This window comes from Vibrio sp. 10N.261.52.C11 (assembly GCF_041471405.1).
Classification (GTDB): domain Bacteria; phylum Pseudomonadota; class Gammaproteobacteria; order Enterobacterales; family Vibrionaceae; genus Vibrio; species Vibrio crassostreae_C.
The window spans coordinates 122,461-142,607 of sequence record NZ_JBFROI010000036.1 but is presented as its reverse complement, the minus strand read 5'-3'; the positions used below and the strand labels follow the sequence as shown (position 1 = coordinate 142,607).

General features: G+C 45.4%; 13 protein-coding genes and 1 pseudogene. 6 read left to right on the top strand and 8 right to left on the bottom strand.

The window, feature by feature from the left end; genetic code table 11:
- The first annotated feature begins 6 nt into the window (after positions 1 to 6).
- Entirely contained in the window at positions 7 to 1,365 is a 1,359-nt protein-coding gene (locus AB4323_RS15545) for an AmpG family muropeptide MFS transporter (protein ID WP_372152843.1), read from the top strand.
- A 62-nt stretch (positions 1,366 to 1,427) separates the two neighbouring features.
- Here AB4323_RS15545 and AB4323_RS15540 read toward each other — a convergent pair.
- A pseudogene (locus tag AB4323_RS15540) lies at positions 1,428 to 1,647 on the bottom strand (2-dehydropantoate 2-reductase); the annotation flags it as partial.
- A gap of 360 nt (positions 1,648 to 2,007) precedes the next feature.
- On the opposite strand from AB4323_RS15540, the gene AB4323_RS15535 reads away from it, so the two are divergent.
- From AB4323_RS15535 to csdA, 3 genes are all read left to right on the top strand, one after another.
- Positions 2,008 to 2,757: an outer membrane protein OmpK gene (locus AB4323_RS15535; protein WP_102428259.1), complete on the top strand. Its 750-nt coding sequence runs from the start codon at positions 2,008 to 2,010 to the stop codon at positions 2,755 to 2,757.
- A gap of 110 nt (positions 2,758 to 2,867) precedes the next feature.
- Positions 2,868 to 3,761, top strand: coding sequence for a 2-dehydropantoate 2-reductase (gene panE / locus AB4323_RS15530; RefSeq protein ID WP_372152841.1), 894 nt, complete (start codon positions 2,868 to 2,870; stop codon positions 3,759 to 3,761).
- Positions 3,762 to 3,848: 87 nt separating this feature from the next.
- A complete protein-coding gene (gene csdA / locus AB4323_RS15525) occupies positions 3,849 to 5,060 on the top strand; it encodes a cysteine desulfurase CsdA (protein WP_372098228.1) in 1,212 nt (403 codons plus the stop codon).
- Positions 5,061 to 5,129: 69 nt separating this feature from the next.
- Here the strand turns inward: csdA and csdE are convergent, their stop codons facing one another.
- The 4 genes from csdE to AB4323_RS15505 all read right to left on the bottom strand — a co-directional run bounded on the left by csdE (position 5,130) and on the right by AB4323_RS15505 (position 8,222).
- On the bottom strand, positions 5,130 to 5,558 hold the full coding sequence (csdE, locus tag AB4323_RS15520) for a cysteine desulfurase sulfur acceptor subunit CsdE (protein ID WP_017087709.1): 429 nt from the start codon (positions 5,556 to 5,558) through the stop codon (positions 5,130 to 5,132).
- 73 nt (positions 5,559 to 5,631) lie between these two features.
- Positions 5,632 to 6,441 (bottom strand): tRNA cyclic N6-threonylcarbamoyladenosine(37) synthase TcdA, encoded by an 810-nt coding sequence (tcdA, locus tag AB4323_RS15515; protein WP_017079921.1) that lies wholly within the window; start codon positions 6,439 to 6,441, stop codon positions 5,632 to 5,634.
- 113 nt (positions 6,442 to 6,554) lie between these two features.
- The gene (gene mltA, locus AB4323_RS15510; RefSeq protein WP_372152839.1) at positions 6,555 to 7,667 is read right to left on the bottom strand and encodes a murein transglycosylase A; all 1,113 of its coding nucleotides are present in this window, start codon (positions 7,665 to 7,667) and stop codon (positions 6,555 to 6,557) included.
- Between the two features lie 81 nt (positions 7,668 to 7,748).
- Positions 7,749 to 8,222 (bottom strand): DUF2850 domain-containing protein, encoded by a 474-nt coding sequence (locus AB4323_RS15505; protein ID WP_010438996.1) that lies wholly within the window; start codon positions 8,220 to 8,222, stop codon positions 7,749 to 7,751.
- Positions 8,223 to 8,383: 161 nt separating this feature from the next.
- On the opposite strand from AB4323_RS15505, the gene argA reads away from it, so the two are divergent.
- Together argA and AB4323_RS15495 are read left to right on the top strand one after the other, a co-directional pair.
- Positions 8,384 to 9,721 carry an amino-acid N-acetyltransferase gene (gene argA / locus AB4323_RS15500; protein ID WP_010438993.1) on the top strand — a complete coding sequence of 446 codons (1,338 nt, stop codon included), beginning with the start codon at positions 8,384 to 8,386 and terminating at the stop codon, positions 9,719 to 9,721.
- Between the two features lie 279 nt (positions 9,722 to 10,000).
- On the top strand, positions 10,001 to 10,192 hold the full coding sequence (locus AB4323_RS15495) for a hypothetical protein (protein WP_008223046.1): 192 nt from the start codon (positions 10,001 to 10,003) through the stop codon (positions 10,190 to 10,192).
- Between the two features lie 105 nt (positions 10,193 to 10,297).
- Here the strand turns inward: AB4323_RS15495 and recD are convergent, their stop codons facing one another.
- The 3 genes from recD to recC form a co-directional block, all read right to left on the bottom strand.
- Positions 10,298 to 12,538, bottom strand: a complete 2,241-nt coding sequence (gene recD / locus AB4323_RS15490; protein WP_029189382.1) for an exodeoxyribonuclease V subunit alpha — start codon at positions 12,536 to 12,538, stop codon at positions 10,298 to 10,300.
- A complete protein-coding gene (recB, locus tag AB4323_RS15485; RefSeq protein WP_372152837.1) occupies positions 12,535 to 16,209 on the bottom strand; it encodes an exodeoxyribonuclease V subunit beta in 3,675 nt (1,224 codons plus the stop codon). Before recB ends, recD begins: the two co-directional genes overlap by 4 nt.
- Positions 16,210 to 16,636: 427 nt before the next feature.
- Complete coding sequence (recC, locus tag AB4323_RS15480) at positions 16,637 to 20,113, bottom strand: exodeoxyribonuclease V subunit gamma (protein ID WP_372152835.1); 3,477 nt, start codon at positions 20,111 to 20,113, stop codon at positions 16,637 to 16,639.
- Between the last annotated feature and the right edge of the window lie 34 nt (positions 20,114 to 20,147).

Below are 20,147 nucleotides of genomic sequence, written 5' to 3'. Positions count from 1 at the left end.
CGCCCTATGTCATCAGGCACTCCCTCTCTTTCTTGGATGCAGACTTTTCGCAGCTACCTAGATAAACGTCTACTTTGGGTGTTTATGCTCGGCTGTTCGAGTGGCTTCCCATGGGTTCTTATTGGATCCAACATGTCTGGCTGGCTAAAAGATGCAGGTTTAACGCGTGCTGCCATTGGCTACTTTGGTAGTGTGTTTGCCGTGTATGCGATTAACTTTTTATGGGCACCATTGGTAGACCGAGTAAAACTGCCGGTGCTTCACGCAATACTCGGCCAGCGCCGCAGTTGGATCTTTTTCTGCCAAACCATTGTTTTAATCGGCACCTTATTCATCGCAGGCGTCAATCCCGCAGAGAATTTGGCGTTTACCTCAATGTTGGCGCTCGCTATTGCCATTGCCTCAGCCACGCAAGACATCGCGATTGATGCATTTCGTATTGATACCTTCCCAAAATCCGAAGCATCAAAACTGCCGCAAGCTTCTGCAATGGCCGTAATTGGTTGGTGGACGGGGTATTCTCTACCAGGCTACCTTGCCTTTATTAACGCAGACTCAATCGGTTGGAATGGCGTGTATTACGGAATGGCAGGCGTCGTTGTCGTACTAATGCTGTTTACTCTTTTTGTCGGAGAGCCAAATACACAACGCGAAGTCCTGCAAGAACAGGCTCAGCAACGCCACAATAAGGTTGTCGGTTCGAAAGTCGTGGCTTGGTTCAGTGTTACCGTGTTAGAACCATTTTATGATTTCTTCAAAAGAAACGGAGTTCAAGTTGCCATTACTCTATTGCTGTTTGTGTTCCTATTTAAGATAGGTGAAGCCTTCCTAGGTCGCATGTCGATCACCTTCTATAAAGAGATAGGTTTCAGTAATGAACAGATCGGTCATTACTCCAAGTTAATTGGCTGGGGCGCGACGATATTCTTCACTTTGGTAGGCAGTGTCTTCAATGTGAAATTCGGTATTGTACGCGGACTGATGATCGGCGGTGTGGCAATGGCGGCCAGTAATCTAATGTTTGCGTGGATCGCTCACACTGGCCCGAGTGAAACCTTGTTCTTGGCAACCATCATTGTCGATAACTTTACAACTGCGTTTTCAACCGTAGCGTTTGTCTCTTTCTTAACACTATTAACCGGGCAGGCCTTCTCTGCAACCCAATATGCATTACTCGCATCCTTGGGTAACTTCGGTCGAACAACACTGGCTTCATTTAGTGGTGAGTTGGTTGATTACCTCAATGACTGGTCAACCTTCTTTATACTGACTGCACTCATGGTGATACCGAGTTTGATCATGCTCTATTCGTTACGCCACTTTTTCACGGATTTATTAGAAAAAGCCAAAAACAATCAAGAATAGAGTCAAAAAAAATGATAAGAGGGTAGCATTGAGCTTCCCTCTTTTACGTTCGGTCTTCAGATCTAGTCTGTTGTGTCGCTCACGATAAGATTAAAACCTGTTCCCATCGAATCATCAATCGCCACAACCAAAGGCTGACCCGCTACAGTAATCGTCACAAAGTAAGACCCCGCCGCAACATAAATGCCATTTGCATAATCTTTGAATTTCACATCACTTAGCGCCGGAGTGCTGCCAGCAATACCCACCGTTTTCGGTCAAAGATAGATCAAAGACTGGATTGTAAGACGGGTTGAATTGTCATTTTTTAAGAGAAAACGCTTAGAAACGAATACTGTTGATTTTGATATGCATATCACTCTATTTAGTATAATCGTTTGCTTAGAGCATCAATTCACCAATTTATCTACAAAATAATCAGATTTCACAAAATCAATAGAATCCAAGGTGCATCAAGATGCATTACCACCTTAAAGTTCCATCATTTAGATCATTAGTGCGATCAACTTCAAATTAATAATTGTAGTTTTCACTCTGTCTCACTTTTATTTGAGAACAAAATCGCTATTATGCTCGGCATTCGGACATCATAAACACGCACGGATTAGCGGGTTATTCATTTTTAACATAGAGAGTTCCATTATGCGTAAATCACTTTTAGCTCTTGGCGTAGTTGCAGCTGCAACAGCAATCCCTGCTCAGGCAGAATACTTATATGGCTTTGGTAGCATGTATGCTGATTACCAAGTTTGGGACCAAGGCTTTGGTAACGATGACGATAACTTCGGTGGTGACATCTCAGATCGTAACCAAGCTGTTATTGGTATCGAAGGCGGTGCTGCATTTGACTGGGGTCAAATCTACGGCTTCTACGACTACGAAGGTGTTGATCGTTCAGGTGATGATCGCGGAGCTTCAACTAAAGGTACTATCCACTACAACCTAATGGATACTAAAGTTAGCCTTTACGCACAAGTTTACAACACAGATACTGATGCTGGTTTCCATGAGCAAAACCGTGTTCTTGGTCTTGGCTATACTGGTCTAAGCGGTGACGGTTGGGCATTCACACCATTCATCGGTGCACACCAAATTAACTCTGGTGATATCAGCGGTTCTAACGGTGGTATGGCTGGTTGGGTTGGTTACTACAATACTGACATTGCAGGTCAAAACTTTACGTTCTCAACTTGGGGCGAATATGAATTTGCTCGTAACGATGAGTACTCAGAAGTTCAAGGTGGCGACTACGGTCTAAATGGTAGTATCAATGCACTATGGAACTTCCACCAAAACTGGTCAACTGGTGTTCTTTACCGTTACACAGTGAACAAGCTTGCACGTAAAGACTACCAAGATCTAATCATCTACCGTCTACAGTACAACTTCTAATCAAGTTAAAACTTCATTAGATAAAATGGCACCCTCGGGTGCCATTTTTTATTGCTTTCATTTAATGCCTCGCTATCCTTGCAGCATCACTTTCTTATCTCGGTATTGCTGTGAACATCACTATTGTTGGACCTGGAGCTATCGGCTCTTTATGGACGATAAAACTGCTTAAAGCGGGTCATAATGTCTCTTTGTGGAGTCGTTCTTCCGACCACTCCATTGAGCTATCACTTGATGGACAACCCTCTCTCCCTATCAGTAACAACAATATCGAACGATTAGCCGCGAGTGATTTGGTTATCTTCACAGTCAAGGCTTGGCAAGTAGAAGAAGCCACCACTCCGTTACTTCAATATCTCGACTCTGACACCATTCTCATGTTCATGCATAACGGAATGGGCGCGGTCGACAACATTGCCACTCAAATTAATGCTCACCCGATAGTATTGGCTACCACGACCCAAGCAGCATTCAAACCTGATCGTAATAGTGTATCTCATACAGGAATAGGACAAACCCAGTTGGGTGCTTTTAACCAAACGGGTCAACAGTGCACGTTTTTGGTTGATGTATTGGATGATGCTCTCCCCGCTGTGAGTTGGAACCCACAAATAGAAACCGCGCTTTGGGCTAAACTCGCCATCAATTGTGCTATCAATCCACTGACAGGGTTGGAACAAATCAAGAATGGTGAACTTGCAGACCAAAGGTTTGAGAGTATTTTAAGTTCTATCGTTGAAGAGCTAACACAAGTTATGCAAGCCGAAGAGATCGCTTGTTCATTCGACGGATTAGAAGCAAGTGTCAAGCAGGTCATCCAAGCCACGGCGCAGAACAACTCATCCATGAAGCAGGATATGTTTTACCAACGCAAGACAGAGATCGACTTCATCACTGGACACCTAATAAAAACAGCGCTTAAACATCAGATAGAAGTTCCTGTTAACCAAAAGCTGTTCAATCAGGTCAAAGAGCAAGAAAATAGCTGGAATCATCAAGATTAGTCAGCAACGGTCAACAAGTCGCGATAAAATAACAATACCGCTAAGCATAACGCTGGCACCAATTTCCAAGATTTTAGGTAAGAATAGATGCTTGATATCAATCACATCCGAGAGCAGTTTCCTGCGCTATCACAAACCATCAATCAACAACCATTGATTTACTTAGACAGCGCGGCAACGACACAAAAACCTCAGGTAGTTATTGATGCCATTAGCCAATATTACTCCAAACAAAATGCCAATGTTCACCGTGGTAGCCATAGCTTAACAGCGAACGCGACCAGTCAGTTTGAAGCTGCCAGAGATAAGGTCGCTCAGTTTATCGGTGCAAGCTCTTCAAAAGAGATCATCTGGACTCGCGGTGCAACCGAAGCGCTTAATCTTATCGCTCAAACCTACGCCAGAAGCACCCTTAAGCCCGGCGATGAGATCTTAGTCAGCGAAATGGAGCATCACGCCAACATCGTGCCTTGGCAAATTGTCGCAGAGCAAACCGGTGCTAAAGTCGTTAAAGTACCGATGACACCGGATTGTGAATTTGACCTCACTGCGTTTGATGCACTTTTAAATGAACAAACCAAGATTGTTGCATTAGCTCAGATAACCAACGTAACGGGTTCTCGTCAGCCGATTGAAGCCGTCATCGAGAAAGCACACAAGATGAATGCAATTGTGGTAGTCGATGGCGCACAAGGTATCGTTCATGAATCGGTTGATGTTGCTGCTTTAGGCGCTGATTTCTACGTATTCTCTGGACACAAGCTCTATGCCCCTGCGGGCATCGGTGTGCTTTACGGCAAGCTTGAATTGTTAGAAGCGATGCCACCTTGGCATGGTGGTGGCAAAATGGTCGAGCGCGTCTCTTTCTCTGGCACTACTTTTTCAGAACTGCCTGGCAAATTCGAAGCGGGCACGCCAAATGTGGCAGGGGCCATAGCACTAAGCACCGCAATAGAATGGTTAAGTGGTTTTGTACAACAAGATGTCGAAAATCATATCCACCAACTACAACACGAGACTTATCTTGCGCTCAGTAAACTGGATGACATTCAGATTTTAGGGTATCAACCTAACGCAAGTGTGATTACTTTTGTGATGGATGGTGTTCACCATCAAGATATAGCGACCCTACTGGATCAGCAAGGTATCGCAGTACGTGCAGGACATCATTGTGCTCACCCATTAATGGATGCACTTAATGTGAAAGGAACGGTTCGAATTTCATTTGGTATTTACAACAACATGGATGATGTTGAAAAGCTCGTAGCGGCGATAGAAAAAGCCGTTGATATGCTTTAGGGAGTAGCGAAATTACTTAGGGTTGGCGTTTAACGTCAACCCTTTTTGCTTCTGTGTATCAAGGAGATATTAAGCACTTAGCTCTTGGATTTGAGCAACAATCGCTTTTAATCCATTACCGCGAGATGGGCTAAGGTGGGTAATTAGGCCGATTTGTTCAAAGTAACCATCAATATCGAACGCTTGAACCTGCTCTGATGTTTTTCCATCATACGCAGCCATCACTAATGCAATCAGACCGCGCACGATACGAGCATCAGAATCAGCACAAAAATACCAAACACCGTCGATGTTCTGAGAAACTAGCCAGACTTGGCTTTCACAACCAGAAACTACAACCTGCTCACTCTTCAGCTCATCAGGCATGCTAGGTAATTTCTTACCCCATTGAATCACTTGGCGATAACGATCTTCCCAGCCGCTGAATGTCTGCATCTTCGCGACAATATCATCACTGGTAATTTCAGTGCCGAATGGAGAGCTTGGGAATGACATCATTTTAATATCCAATAGATTATGACTAAATGTACAGGTGACAATGGTTTAGTGTTCTCAAGCAAATAATAAAGAACTACTTAGAGTGCTTTTGAATCAGCTTTTCAACAATACGTGAAACAGCCACAAAACCAAAAGTCGCAGTGACCACTGTCGCAGCGCCAAAACCCGTCGCACAGTCCATGCGTTTTGGACCTTCCGCTGTTGCTTTCGCAGCACATACACTGCCGTCAGCTTGAGGGTATTTCAGCTGTTCAGTCGAGAACACACAATCGATACCAAACTTACGCGCAGGGTTCTTAGGGAAATTATGATGACGACGAAGGGTGTCTTTTAGCTTCTTCGCTAGCGGATCTTGAATCGTCTTAGTCAGATCGGCCACTTTGATTTGAGTCGGGTCGACTTGCCCACCCGCGCCACCGGTGGTGATCACCTTAATTTTGTTACTACGACAATATGCCAACAGTGAAGCCTTAGCTTTCATACTATCAATCGCATCTAATACAAAGTCGAACTCTTTCGACAGGTATTCAGCCTGATTGTCTGGGCCGATGAAGTCGTCAATCAGGTTAACTTTACACTCAGGGTTAATCAGCTTAACGCGCTCTGCCATCACTTCAATTTTACTTTTACCAACGGTACCCGACATTGCGTGGATCTGACGGTTGATGTTGGTCACACACACATCATCCATATCGATCAAAGTCAGCTCACCTAAACCAGTACGAGCAAGCGCTTCAACCGCCCATGAACCGACACCACCAATACCGATCACACACACGTGTGCTGCTCTAAGTATGTCGACTTCACTATTGCCATATAGGCGACGGGTGCCACCAAATCGTTGGTCATAGTTTTCTGAAGCTGGAGTGGTCAATTCACGCATTGTTGCCGCCAATTTATTTCTGAGAAAAAGAAAAGAGTGCGTTTTATACGCACTCTTGAATAAAAAGTCTAGGGGATTAGCGATTCGCTTTCAATGCCCTATTTTATTGTAGCTTACTCAACCTTTTCAGGAGGCAAAGCCCAAGGCGCTTCAGTTGCGCTGCCATCTAAACCGAGCTTCCACACACGACCAAAATGCTTGTAATGGCCCGCTTCTGTACCCGCTCGAGGGCCCATGCCGTGGTAAAGGTCCAAATGGTTTTGCTTAACCGCGCCGCCCGTATCCAAAACCAATAGCAGTCTTAGTTGATGAGCGCCGCTCCAAGTACCATCAGCATTCAGTAGTGGAACCTCAGCAAGAATCGGTGTTCCCATAGGTAAGATAGAGCGATCGCCCGCTACCGCCGCCATCGGTAATAGAGGAATGCCCGCGCTGCCCATTACCGATAGGTCGTCTCTCGCTTCAAAGAAAACGAAAGAAGGGTTTTGCTCAAGCAGCTCTTTCACTACTTCAGGATCGTTTGCCAATACCCACTCTTTGATTGCTTTTAGCGACATTTTTTCGCGTGGAACTAAGCCTCGTTCAATCAGAACACGGCCAATGCTCACATAAGCTTTATTATTCTTACCCGCGTAGGCGAAATACTGCAGCGTGTCATCATCACCGAAGTGCACAAATCCACTGCCCTGCACTTCCATCATAAATGGGTCGATGCGGTTTGCTGAATAACCTAACTCAAGGCCTTGACCTTCTAATGCGCCGTTGTAAATCTCTTCGCGTGTTGGACACTCTTTGCCACACTCAGGAAGCCCGTAAACAGGGTAACGGTATTCTTCATTCGCTTCGTGGCGCAGCTCCATCACAGGAGAAAAGTAGCCCGTGAACAAAACATTGCCTTGTTTATCACCACCACCTAGTTGAGCGGTTTGAACACCGAAATTAGCTAATTCGCTAGGATCGCCACTCAGCATCGCCCACTCATTGAGTTGCTGATACAACGGTTCATAGATCTTAGCCATTGAAGGAGATTTAGAAACCACCATCTCAGCTTGTTCTGCAAATGCGGTGTAGTCTCTTGGTTTGTTGGATTCAACCTGATCGACCTTATTTAAGGTACGAGGAAATTCATCATCAAAGTGTTGTTGAGCACGATCGGTGGGTTGAGCACAGCCAAATAGTAAAGAGGCAGCAACAAGGGGAAGCCATTTTTTAATCACAAGAGTCATCCTAAAAATTCTATGCATCGAGGATGACAAAAACGGTCAGATAACACAATCTTAGATTGTAAGAGTTTACAGTAAGATAACCTATCGAACTGAATTAACCATATGTCCCTTAAGACGGAAGACAGGATTATAGTGAGCGTCTGAATCGAGCACCATCTCTGTGTTGTCAGAGTTAGTGATACGAAAACGATAGGCTCTATCTCCCGTCTTATATTCGAAGTAGTTCCCATCGAAATCAAAACTAGTCGACACAACAGATCCTCGTACTGACACACCATTGGCATTGAGCACAAATTCGTCCGTTACATAATGTGCAACGTCCTGCTCTACCCAAGTGCCATACAACAAGTGGTCAGGCGTTGCTGCATCTTGTACTCGTGAAAGCACATCGCTGAATAAAGAAACCACAGCAAATGAACCCACTAGGGCCAATACCATCAAGCAACGTTCGATGATCTTACGCTTCAATTTAGACTGATTGCGTTGTTCTGCTTCGCTGTAAAGGTTTTCCGTTATCTCATCGATCTTGTTCTTTCTTGCTGGCGCTTGCTGCATTCGGTTACTACTCATAAAGATGCTGTATATATTCTACACTGAGACCGTTTGTATAATGAAGTCTCGATGAGAATAGTTTGCGCTTTATTCCAAAAACATGTTGTTTAAATTTGAATTTAAATGCTAAATTAGCGAATAAATAAACAAAATGGACTTGTTCTGTGAAATTAAGAAGTACAGCGCTAGTAAAAGGCTTCAGACAATCAACACCTTACGTAAATGCTCACCGTGGCAAAACCATGGTCATTATGCTAGGAGGCGAAGCTGTTGCTGACAAAAATTTCGGCAACATTATTAGTGATATAGCCCTACTCCACAGCCTAGGAGTCAAGATTGTTCTCGTTCACGGGGCAAGACCACAGATAAATCAGCTGCTAGCAAAGCAAGATTGCCATACGCCTTACCATAAGAACATTAGAGTCACTGACGAATATTCTTTAGGGGTAGCGATGCAAGCCGCAGGTCAATTACAGCTGGCTATTACAGCTCGTCTTTCGATGAGCCTTAATAACACCCCAATGGCAGGCACTCAACTGAATGTGATGAGTGGTAACTTCATTACGGCTCAGCCGCTAGGCGTAGATGACGGTACGGATTATTGCCACAGCGGACGTATTCGTCGAATCGATATCGAAGGGATTAATCGCACACTTGATCAAGGCTCTATTGTCCTGTTAGGTCCAATTGCTAGCTCCGTGACAGGAGAAAGTTTTAACCTGCTTTCTGAAGAAGTCGCAACACAAGTCGCGATTCGCTTAAAGGCAGACAAGCTGATTGGATTTTGCTCCGAACAAGGGGTAACCGACGAAAGCGGTAATGTACTCGCCGAACTGTTCCCTAAAGACGCTAAACAAATCCTAGAACGCTTAACGGAGTCTCAGAATCCGACCGAAGATATGAGCACGGGAACACTACGCTTCCTAAAAGGTGCTATCTCCGCTTGTCGAGCCGGTGTTCCACGTTGCCACTTAATCAGTTACAAGGTCGATGGCGCGTTAATCCAAGAGCTGTTCTCTTTTGACGGTATTGGTACCCAAGTCGTGATGGCAAGTGCTGAGCAAGTAAGACAAGCTCAGATTGATGATATTGGTGGCATATTTGATCTCATTCGGCCCCTGGAAGAACAGGGTATCTTAGTTCGTCGCTCAAGAGAGCAGTTAGAACAGGAGATCCATCGCTTTACCATTATTGAAAAAGACGGGCTTATTATTGGGTGCGCTGCGCTTTATGCGTATCCAGAAGATCACATGGCAGAGATGGCGTGCGTCGCTATCCACTCTGATTATCGAGATGGGAACCGTGGTCAATTGCTACTGGATTACATGCGTCACCAATCCAAGTCTCGAGATATCGACCAGATATTTGTTCTTACCACGCACAGCCTTCATTGGTTCCGCGAACAAGGGTTTTACGAGATTGGGGTTGATGAATTACCGATGGAAAAGCAGGGGCTTTATAACTATCAACGAAATTCAAAAATCTTAGCATTGAACGTATAATTAAAAATTTAGATCGAAATCTCACTTTGTTCCAAAAATAATTGCAAATGTAATCGTTTACTATATGAGTTTTATCAAGTATGCACTTTAACTCACACCAATAATTGTATAGAATTTGCACGTTTTATGGATATAAACAAACGTTTTTATTGGAATACCCCCAATGTTTGAACCTGTAACATTGAGGAGGTCACTGCACGGATTGCTATCCCCGTTAACGTTTAGCACGACATCAATATGTTGAGCGTTAATATAAACAGCAAAAAGAGCAACATTGATATGAGAACCATTGTTTGTAATTCGCTGCAAAGTTTTTGGGATATGGCTGATAACCAATTCTTAGAAGGTTTAGACGTACACTGCGTTTTCCCTGTGAGCGAGAATCTAAAAGAGTTTATCTTGAACTGCCAAGCCAAATACAAGATAAACCATATATCATTTACTCGAGCGTTTTTAGGAACAGATTCTTAATAACGCTCAAAGCGACCAGGGATGGTTGCTTTATGTACTACCTTTTAGCCATTTAGCTGCGTTACCCCTCACTAGAACCCACTAACAGTTAAAGTGAACAACTCATTAGCCGGTTAAACGACTTCCTAAACCGCTAACTCGCTCTGTTTTCACTTTAATACCACGTTTTAGTACATTGGTATCACTGAACATCATCAATCGTTTCTTTGCACGCGTAATACCGGTATAGATAAGCTCTCGCGTTAGAATGGGGCTAAAATCTGGCGGCAGGATCATTAAGGTCAAATCAAATTCGCTACCCTGAGATTTGTGAATCGTCATCGCATAAGCCGTTTCATGATCGGGAACTCGGCTTGGAAGCACCGCTTTCACGCTGCCATCCGGCAATTCAAAATACACCTTCAATCTAGGCGCAGAACTCGCAGCTATTGAATGGGAAATATCATAAGAAGCACTACTGGAATCGGCCTCAAGCATGCAGATACCAATATCACCATTATATAAACCTAAACCATGGTCATTACGCGTTACCATTACTGGTCGCCCGTGATACCACAATTCGTCATTGTGCGGATTCACCAAACGTCTTGCTGCTAGCGCCCTTTCGATCCTGTTATTCAAACCTTTAACACCAAAATCGCCTTCACGAACGGAGCACAGCAATCGACATTTGCTGAACAAATCGAGAACCGATTTAGCTCGCGCTTCTTGAGTCTCTAGCTCGTTTAAAGGAACATTCATTCTATTGAGATACTCACCATACTCATTAACTAAGGTACGCAGCATCAAGTTATAGCTATCACTCGACAGCGGGTGATTTTCAATGTCTCCAAATCCTTTAGCAAACACTTGATCGACCTGATTAGCAGAGCCGTTATTGATTGCTTTTGCCAACTGCCCGATACCTGAACGAGCATCGAAACGATAACTCTTCTGCAGCATACACAAGCTATCTGCAATCGCAGGAGGGTTAACCGATCCAGCTTTGACCTGCCCTGTATTAGCTATCGCGTCAAAGCCTGTCATCTCCGCAATCAAATTACCTTGCGCTGTGCTGTAGCCTGTTGAATTAAACGAGCAGATATCACCTAACACCGCGCCCGCTTCAACTGAAGCGAGTTGGTCTTTATCCCCCAACAAGATAAGCCTTGCGTGTTCAGGGAGTGCATCCACCAGCTTATACATCATGGATAAGTCGACCATCGAAGCTTCATCCACCACCAAGATATCAAGGTGAAGTGGATTACGTCGGTTGTGTCTAAATTCCGCTCGATTAGGGATCGCGCCGAGTAATCTGTGTAAAGTACTCGATTCCGTTGGTATGTTGGCTTTTACTTCAGGCGCTAAAGGCAGCTGCTCAATCGCTTTGCCAATCGACTCTGTTAAACGTGCCGCCGCCTTACCTGTCGGTGCCACTAGCTTGATCGTCGGTGTTTTACCTTGGCTTAACGATTGCTCGACCATAGCCGACAGTAATTTGGTTACCGTGGTCGTTTTACCAGTACCCGGCCCACCAGAAATCACAGCAAAACGACGACTTAACGCCACTGCTGCTGCGACCTTTTGCCAGTTCAAACAGACGGATAACGGCACTAGGCTATCCAACACCTCTAGATCCATTACTTGCTTGGCTTGAACAATCACTTGGTCGATCGCGCCCCAATCTAGAGCCTGTTCATCAACGATATCGAGATGGTCACACACCAACTGTTGGCGTAACACCTGAGAGGTTTGTTGACTCGAACCAGCCTTGGCTAATGCGTTAAACAAAAAGTGATAACTGCGTGCGAATAACTGATTCAGCGTTTCAGTCAGCGCCTTCTTCTGTTCAATATTGAACTCTACTGGCTTACTTAAACGGTTTAACGTTTCAGCCAACACAACTTCGTAGTTCCAATAGCGCTGTAAATAAACTCGCTGTCCATCAAACATCAGCGGCTTAACGCAATCATTAGTTGTGCCAACTAGGTTTGACGATTGAAGTACCGCCACCCAATCAATACCTAATAACTTTTGATTCAGTTGCAGTGCCGTTTCACCGTACAACCCAAGTAACTGAGCAAGATCCGCCGTTTGTTCAGGGCCTACCGTATACTGCTGTATAAGCTGAGTACAGATATGCCCCTTGCCTAATTCATGGCTCACCACCCCTGCGAGAAAACCGACTTCTTGAGAGTGAGCCGCGGCTTGCTGAGCAATAAAACGGGCAAATTGATAATCCAACTGACGAATTGAGCCCTTATCAGCGAGGAACTTTAATACATCCATGAGTTGCTCAGGGATAAGTGAAACTGGCTTAACTGAGTTCGCTGTCTCTATGCTGGTATTAGTGGTCGTTGTCATTATAAAAGCCCCATCTGTCCAGTTTCATCGTCATTCAATTGTGCTAAACGTCTGTCTATCACTTTACCGTCAATCAATTGATCCATTTCATCGAGCAAAGCCAAGGTTGGTTTAGCCGAGAAAATACCTTGTTGAGATTGTCCGTCCATTCCTCTTAAGAACAAGTAATAAACCCCACCGAAATGTTGCTCATAACTGTAGTCAGCAACGCGGCTGCGTAAAAAGCGATGCAATGCCAACGCATAGATTTGATATTGCAGATCATAGCGATGGTCGGCCATCGCCGATTTCAATGCCTCACCATGATAGACGGCAACATCATCACCTAGATGGTTCGATTTCCAGTCGAGTACATAGTATTTACCTTGATGCTCAAACACTAAATCGATGAAGCCTTTCAGCATGCCTTGCACGGTTTGGAAACCTAGGTCGCCCGCCTTGGCCGACAAGGGATCATGATACTGAATGGTTTGATTCAGCTCAGATGCGGCCAACACTTCTATCGGCAACAAGAACTCCATCTCGACCAATCGTTGCGTTGAGTCTTTCTTGCTTAGCTTTAAGTCCTTACCATCTAACGCGGTGTTCAGCACCGTATCGACAAGTTGTTGAAGTACAGGTAACCACTCTATTTCGTATTGCTCTGATTCTAATAAGTGAGTGATTACTTGCGTGTTATATTCGCTGGTTGCTGGCTCGGTAAATTCAACATCCTCAAACAAGGTATGTAAGAAGGTACCTGGGCGAGCACCGCGAGGGAACGAAAATATAGAACGTTCCGGTTCAATCAATTCCGACTCGTCTTGTTCATCCGCTGAGTCGATATCGAAACCAGACACCTCAATGGTCGCATCATGGCTCGCGCCGTGACTGCCCTGTTTGACTAAGCCCGAATAACTGGTGATTCGCCAAGCTCGGTCAATTGAAGCCTTGAGTTCGTTGGCCTGTAACTCGTCACTCACTTGCTCTGTTTGTACAAACACTTGCTCGTGAGCTGTCGGAGTTTCAGACAGTAATACGCTTGAATTCTTACCCTCAATCGCTGACAAAGCTTGATGCAACTCAGCAATGCCTTGCTCTTGTCCGTTTTGAATCAAGTAGCCCATAGCACTTAAGTGAACACCGGTCGGCTCTTTGGTTGAGCGCCCTTTACGTAAAGGAGCCATACCAATAAAACAGCCATAAACCGCACGAGTAAGCGCCACGTAAATCAAACGTAGATCTTCTGCCAATCGCTCTTTATCCGCTTGTGCTAAAGCACTATCACTGCCCGTAATATCAAGTACCGTGGTATCTGAGTCATGGTCGTAGAATTTACCTTCACTCGCTTCTCGGTAGCTCGCCACGAACGGCAAAAATACGAGGTCATATTCCAAGCCTTTCGACTTATGAATAGTAACAATTTGAACTAAGTTTCTTTCTGATTCAAGGCGTTGAATGTCGTCTTCACTGCCACCTAAACCATTTTGAGCATCGGAAATCGCTTCTGCTAACCAGCGCAGCAAGCCATAATCACTGTCGAGTTCCTGCCTTGCTTGCTGTAGCAATTCGCCAATGTGCATTAAATCAGTGAGTGAGCGCTCACCATTTTCTTCTTCCAGTAAACGTTCCGCGAGATGTCGTTTACTGATCACACTGCGAAGCATTGGTAACACACCACGTTGCAGCCACAACTTACGATATTCTCGAAATTCGTTAACGACGTTTTCCCAAACCACTTCATCGTTGTTGAGTTCATCCAATGAGGCGGCATCCAGAGCAAACAACTCCGACGCTAAACTGGCGCGTAATGCACGGTCATTTTCAGGTGTCAGCACCGCCTGTAGTAAACGCTGAATATCTTGTGCGACCAAGCTGGTGAAAACGCTATCTCGGTTAGACAAATACACGCTTGCAATGCCTTGTTCAGACAACGCGTTCTTAATCAGGCGACCTTCACTACCAGTTCGAACCAAGACTGCAATATCACCCGCATTCACAGCATGTTGTTTTTTGCCGTTATCAAAATAGGCTTGTTGATTTTGAGAAGCGGTCAGAATAGTTTGAATTTGACTCGCCGTCGCCTCAGCCATGGCTTTGTGATATTCGCCCTTTGGTAACGGCTTGTCTTCAGCCTCTTGCAGCCAAAAGGTGAGTGCGTGCTGAGTTTCACCATTCATCACCCACTGGCGTTTGTCAGCCGATGGGCTGGCTGCGACAGGTAAGAATGGAATATCTTGATCGTAGATAAACGGGCTATCCGAATTCATAAACACTTGGTTTACCGCACTGACCATGTCAGCACTCGAACGCCAGTTAGTCCCCAGCGTGTAGTGAGCACTAACTTGGTTTCTCGCCTTAATGTAGGTAAAGATATCCGCACCACGGAAGCCGTAAATTGCCTGCTTCGGATCACCGATCATAAACAAACCGCATTGCGGGTTATCTAAATAGATTCGGCTAAAAATACTGTATTGCAACGGATCGGTATCTTGGAATTCATCAATCATCGCTACTGGGTATAAGGTGCGAATTCTCTCCACCAGCAGTGATTGCTCATCTACATTGATTGACGCGGATAACTGAGTCAGCAAATCATCAAACGATAACCACTGCTTCTGCTGTTTAGCCTTAGCCAACATAGTTCGACAATGAATAATCGCATGTGCCAGCAAAGGAGCTTTTAGATCTGCTGGAGAATTTAAGAAGTCTTCAATCGCTTCGAAAACTGCGTGTTGAGGTGCAGTGCCTTTTGGTGTTTTTTCAATTAACGTTGCTTGTGAGAACTTCTCTAGTTTATCTGGAAACTGGTAATCATGAGTGTCGCTTTGCGCCCATGCTGTGACGGCTTCTAACCAAGTCGGCAAAGACTTCTTAGTGTAGCTGCGCTTATTCACATCCGATCCAGAAATCAAAGCCAAAAAGTCCGCTTCGGATTCACACCACAACGCCTTAAGTTGCTTCACTTTATCTAAGTTTTGATTGTGCAGAGTTTGCAGGTCTCCCGACATCGCATCTACCGTCAATTTCAGCGGAGAGCCCGTCAGATAGCGATTTACATCGGCAAGTAACGAAGCGGGAGAACCCCAAATATTTCGCACCTCACCTGCAAGTTGAATGGGTAACGGATAAAACTGTTTACGCCAATAGTCGGCAACCACTTGTGCTTTCAGATGGCTTTCATCGGTCACAAATTCATTATCAAAGCGGCTTCCAGACTCGAAGGCATTCTGAGTCAACATTCTCTGACAGAAACCGTGAATGGTGTATACCGCCGCTTCATCCATTTGCCTTTCAGCATTGAGCAGAGTTTTCGCCGCACCAGCATGATCATCGATGGCTTGTAAGAGAGGAGCAATCACTGGGTCGTCACTTTGACCACGAGCAAACGCAATACGTGCATCATGGATTCGCGCACGAATACGATCGCGTAGCTCTGCGGTTGCCGCTTCAGTAAAAGTCACAACCAGAATTTGGTCTACGGTCAGCGGCTCATGGTGTCGAGTAGCTTCCGTCAGATCGCCTTGCGGCGCAGCAGTACCGTGCCCGAGCAGTAAACGTAAATACAAGCCAGCAATAGTAAATGTTTTACCCGTACCCGCTGATGCTTCAATTAAACGCGCGCCATGAAGTGGAAACGTCATGGTATCAAGTGTTTGTGGAACGATTACCTGAGCACTGCTTGTAGTCGTCATGCCTTACTGCCTTCTGATAAATGTGTTGTTACAAATGTGACCTAGCGTAGAAAATGTCATTCAATTTACGTCCTACGCCAATTTGTTAATAGTTAGTGCGATCTCTCTCACGGATCAATTCAGATCGCCTCGCTACTATGCGCCCACGAGTTCAGGAGCGCCTACGAGTTTTATACTCATGCGTTACTTTGAACCACTGAATAATGGTCCCTCTGACCTGTGGCCGTACAGCGAACGCCCTACACTAATAATGATTTACTGGCGGCCACTTTATTTCCTGTACCTTGATTCCTCATAAACGACTTCCTCTCGTCATTTTATAAGCCCTGCACACCAAGTTTACATCTAACTCTTTATTTCCCATGCTTTTATTCAAACGCATCTCTTTGATAAGCATATTGTTGGTGATCTTGCTGATCACTGCCGATTATTCCTGATCTTCAAGATCGGCAGCGGCGAGTCTTGCGGCCTGCAGCACAAGCGTTGAATACATTCGCGACTCAGCAGCCAGAGCATCATCCCACTTAGACCAAATACGTGAGATGTAAGTATCTCGACCCTCGCCAGTAAAGGCGAAGCTGTCATTAAAGGTATCAGCCATTTTCTTTAGGGACTTTTCTTCGTCATCAACCCATTTACCGCGGCTAAAGCCCGCTTCAACACCAGCTAACGCGGTTTTCGGGAAGTAAGGCAGTGGTGCTGTCATGCCTTGATAAAACAGTCGTACTAACTCAGCCAGCAAACTCTTCGCCTGAAGCGCATCGCCAATAGGTTGTAGCGTTTGGTGAACCACGCCTTCTTTTCTGTCGTAGCCAATAATATGGGTCGTTTTTCCATGTCCCATCACTGCACAACATAGATGATCAATCCACGCTGCCAAATAATCTTGAGAGCGTATTTTACCGCTACGGAAACGAACTAGACCCGATTGATAGTTTTTAGTTAACCAACCCATCAAACGAACAGGTTTGCCTTCGCCTAACACATCAAATTCGATATTCACTTCGAGATCTTGCTGCGGTGATCCGCTCACAAATCGAATTTCTTTGGCTAAGTCTTCCGCTTGAACACGGTTGGTTTCAAATTCGATATCACCAAAGGCGCCGACCGGTAATCGACCCTGTGCTTTTTGCTCAGAGACAAACAGGCGCACCGCTTCATCTGCACCTTCAGGATGGTCCAGCAACACTTGCAGCAGCGCATCTTTAAGCTGGAAGCTCTCTAGTCCATTGAGTACGAACGGCTCATCGTCTTCCATCACAGGAAGTGGCGGTTCAAACACCACTTTTAGACGGCGATTAAAGAAGTACTGCACTGGCAAACGCCAAAAACGCTGTAACTCAACCAAGTCGAGTTCCAACGGGTACGTTGCACCCAACAAATAGTCATCCAAGGCACGATTGAATTCACCACTACGTTCACCGGAACGGTTAGCCGCAGGAAGCCATTCTTTGGCGTAACTCAGCACATGGTTTGCGTCACCTTGAGTAAACGCCGCAGGGCTGAATGGTGTCATGGTGTGTTCAAAGCTGATCGCTTGAGTCAGGTTGATACCAGAATCATCGCTTGGCAACGCTTGGTCTTCACTTAAGCAGTAGTTCTGCTGGCAGTACTCGATCAACTCTGAAACCAATACCGACGGCACTCGCTCGGTATTATCTTGAATCGAGCGGCCGACATAGCTGATGTACAAGCACTCTTGCGCCGACAACATCGCCTCTAAGAATAGGTAGCGGTCATCATCTCGACGAGAACGATCTCCCGGACGAGTGCGTCCGTTCATCAAATCAAAACCTTCCGGCGGCATTGAGCGTGGGTAAACACCGTCATTCATGCCTAATAGACAAACGGTTTTGAACGGGATAGAACGCATCGGCATCAGAGTACAGAAATTCACTTGCCCCGCTAAGAAACGCTGACTGATACGCGCGCCCGACAGTTTATTGTTTAAGTACTGATAAATGATGCTTGGCGATAGCTCTTGTTCGTACAAGGCATCATCAAGCTGTTCATTCAGTTGAGAAAGTGCATCACGAATCGACTTAAGCACCACCTCGCCTTCTAGCTCAACGGCAAAGAAATCGTCAATCATTTGCAGCAAGGTTTCACGCCACATATCGATGGATTGCGTCTCAGTAAGGCGTTGACGGTAATGGGCAATACGGTCAATAAAGTGCGCTAACTTACCTGCAAGTTCAGCGTTAATGCCCTGAACTTCGTTATAAGCTGCAATTGGAGAGTGTTCGGTTTCAAACAGACCCGCAGAATCCGACATCGCATAACCCAATAACATTCGCTGGATACCAAATAGCCAGGTATTTTGCTCGGTGGCAGGCAAATCAAACTCAGTTGCGGTAGACGAATCGACACCCCAACGGATGCCTGCTTCTTCAACCCACTGCTTAGCTTGCTCGAATTGAAATTCATCAATGCCAAAGCGTGCCATCATCGCTGGGATTTCTAGTAGCTCTAACAACTCAGACGCTAAACAACGCGTATTCGGTAGCGCGACCAACTGCATGAACGCGGTCAGAATCGGGCTCTCTTGGTCTGCCGTTCGATCCGAGATCGAGTAAGGGATATAACGCTCACCCGGAGCATTACCAAATACCGCCTGAATAGCAGGGCTGTAAGCATTGATGTCTGCCACCATCACAATGATATCGCGTGGTTTTAAGCTTGGATCAGCATCAAACATCGCTAACAACTGGTCATGGAGAACCTCCACCTCGCGCATTGGGCTGTGACAAGCGTGTACCGTCAACGAACGATCGCCCAGCTCAACCACTTGTTTGTGGTTGCTGGAGTCTAAGATGTGATCGTCTTGGTGCTCTTCTAACTCAAGAATATCGGCTTGCAGTTGATGCAGCAGGCTGTCTCTCTCGACATCAATAAAGAACTCATGCTCTTCGCTGTCTGATTGAGACAGCAAGAACAGGTTATCTCTGCCCAGTTTACCCATAGACGCCAGTAAGCTATTACCGACCGCTTGGCTGGTATGCAGTTCGTCTTCAATATTGGCTTCAATGCCATCTTTTAATGGTGAGACTTCGCCTTCTAGCTGAGGTAAACCATCAACCAAAGCAAACTGCTTACGACGCTGCGCTTCCACTCTCGCCAAGTATTTACGGTCACGAATATCGCCCCAGTAATGTTGGCAAGGGTTGGTAAACATCAGGTGGACATCAATCTGCTCGCCAAGCGCTTTCAATGCGTCCATATAACGAGGAGGCAGTGACGAAATACCAAACACAAACAGACGTTTCGGCAGGTGTTGTAACTGGCCTTGTTGATTAGCTAACGCTTCAATGAAGTCGTGATACAAGTTACCACGGTGATATTTCGATTGGCCTTGAGAGAGCGTTTGCTCGTAGAGTGCCTTCCACAAAATTGGCTGCCAAGGGTGCTCTTGCTGCCCTTCATCATCGACCAATTCAGCAACGGGCTCTCCCGCTTCCCACATCGCCATCCACTCCGGTCGATACACTAAGTATCCATCGAAGATATCGGCAATTTTCTCTGCCAATTGATACAGCTTCGAATCATCTTCGTCGTTTTCAAGATAGCGTTGCAGCGGTAAGAAATCAGGGTGGTCAAGCTTAGCGGGTAGCAAACTCATCAACTTCCACGTCATCGCTTCTTTATTAAAAGCACTGCGTTTCGGTACGTCAGGAAGCACTTGGGTGAACATATCCCAAATGAAAGTTGCTGGAAGAGGAAAATCGATATTTGCTGCTACACCAAACTCTTTGGCGAGTTCCATCTTAAGCCATTGAGACATGCCTGGGCTCTGAACCAAGATCTGCTCTTTTTCGAAAGGATTGGCTAAAGGGTCACTTTTGATTAAGTGAACGAGAAGAATTTTTAAAGTATCAACTTTATTGGAATGGTAAACAGTAAACAAAGTGCACTCACGCTAATCTTGCCACAATATACTG

Excerpts from the sequence above, each read along its gene's own strand:
- AB4323_RS15545 (WP_372152843.1), top strand. The coding sequence starts at position 7 with ATGTCATCAGGCACTCCCTCTCTTTCTTGGATGCAGACTTTTCGCAGC.
- AB4323_RS15535 (WP_102428259.1), top strand. The coding sequence starts at position 2,008 with ATGCGTAAATCACTTTTAGCTCTTGGCGTAGTTGCAGCTGCAACAGCA.
- csdA (WP_372098228.1), top strand. The coding sequence starts at position 3,849 with ATGCTTGATATCAATCACATCCGAGAGCAGTTTCCTGCGCTATCACAA.
- csdE (WP_017087709.1), bottom strand. The coding sequence starts at position 5,558 with ATGATGTCATTCCCAAGCTCTCCATTCGGCACTGAAATTACCAGTGAT.
- tcdA (WP_017079921.1), bottom strand. The coding sequence starts at position 6,441 with ATGCGTGAATTGACCACTCCAGCTTCAGAAAACTATGACCAACGATTT.
- mltA (WP_372152839.1), bottom strand. The coding sequence starts at position 7,667 with ATGACTCTTGTGATTAAAAAATGGCTTCCCCTTGTTGCTGCCTCTTTA.
- AB4323_RS15505 (WP_010438996.1), bottom strand. The coding sequence starts at position 8,222 with ATGCAGCAAGCGCCAGCAAGAAAGAACAAGATCGATGAGATAACGGAA.
- AB4323_RS15495 (WP_008223046.1), top strand. The coding sequence starts at position 10,001 with ATGAGAACCATTGTTTGTAATTCGCTGCAAAGTTTTTGGGATATGGCT.
- recB (WP_372152837.1), bottom strand. The coding sequence starts at position 16,209 with ATGACGACTACAAGCAGTGCTCAGGTAATCGTTCCACAAACACTTGAT.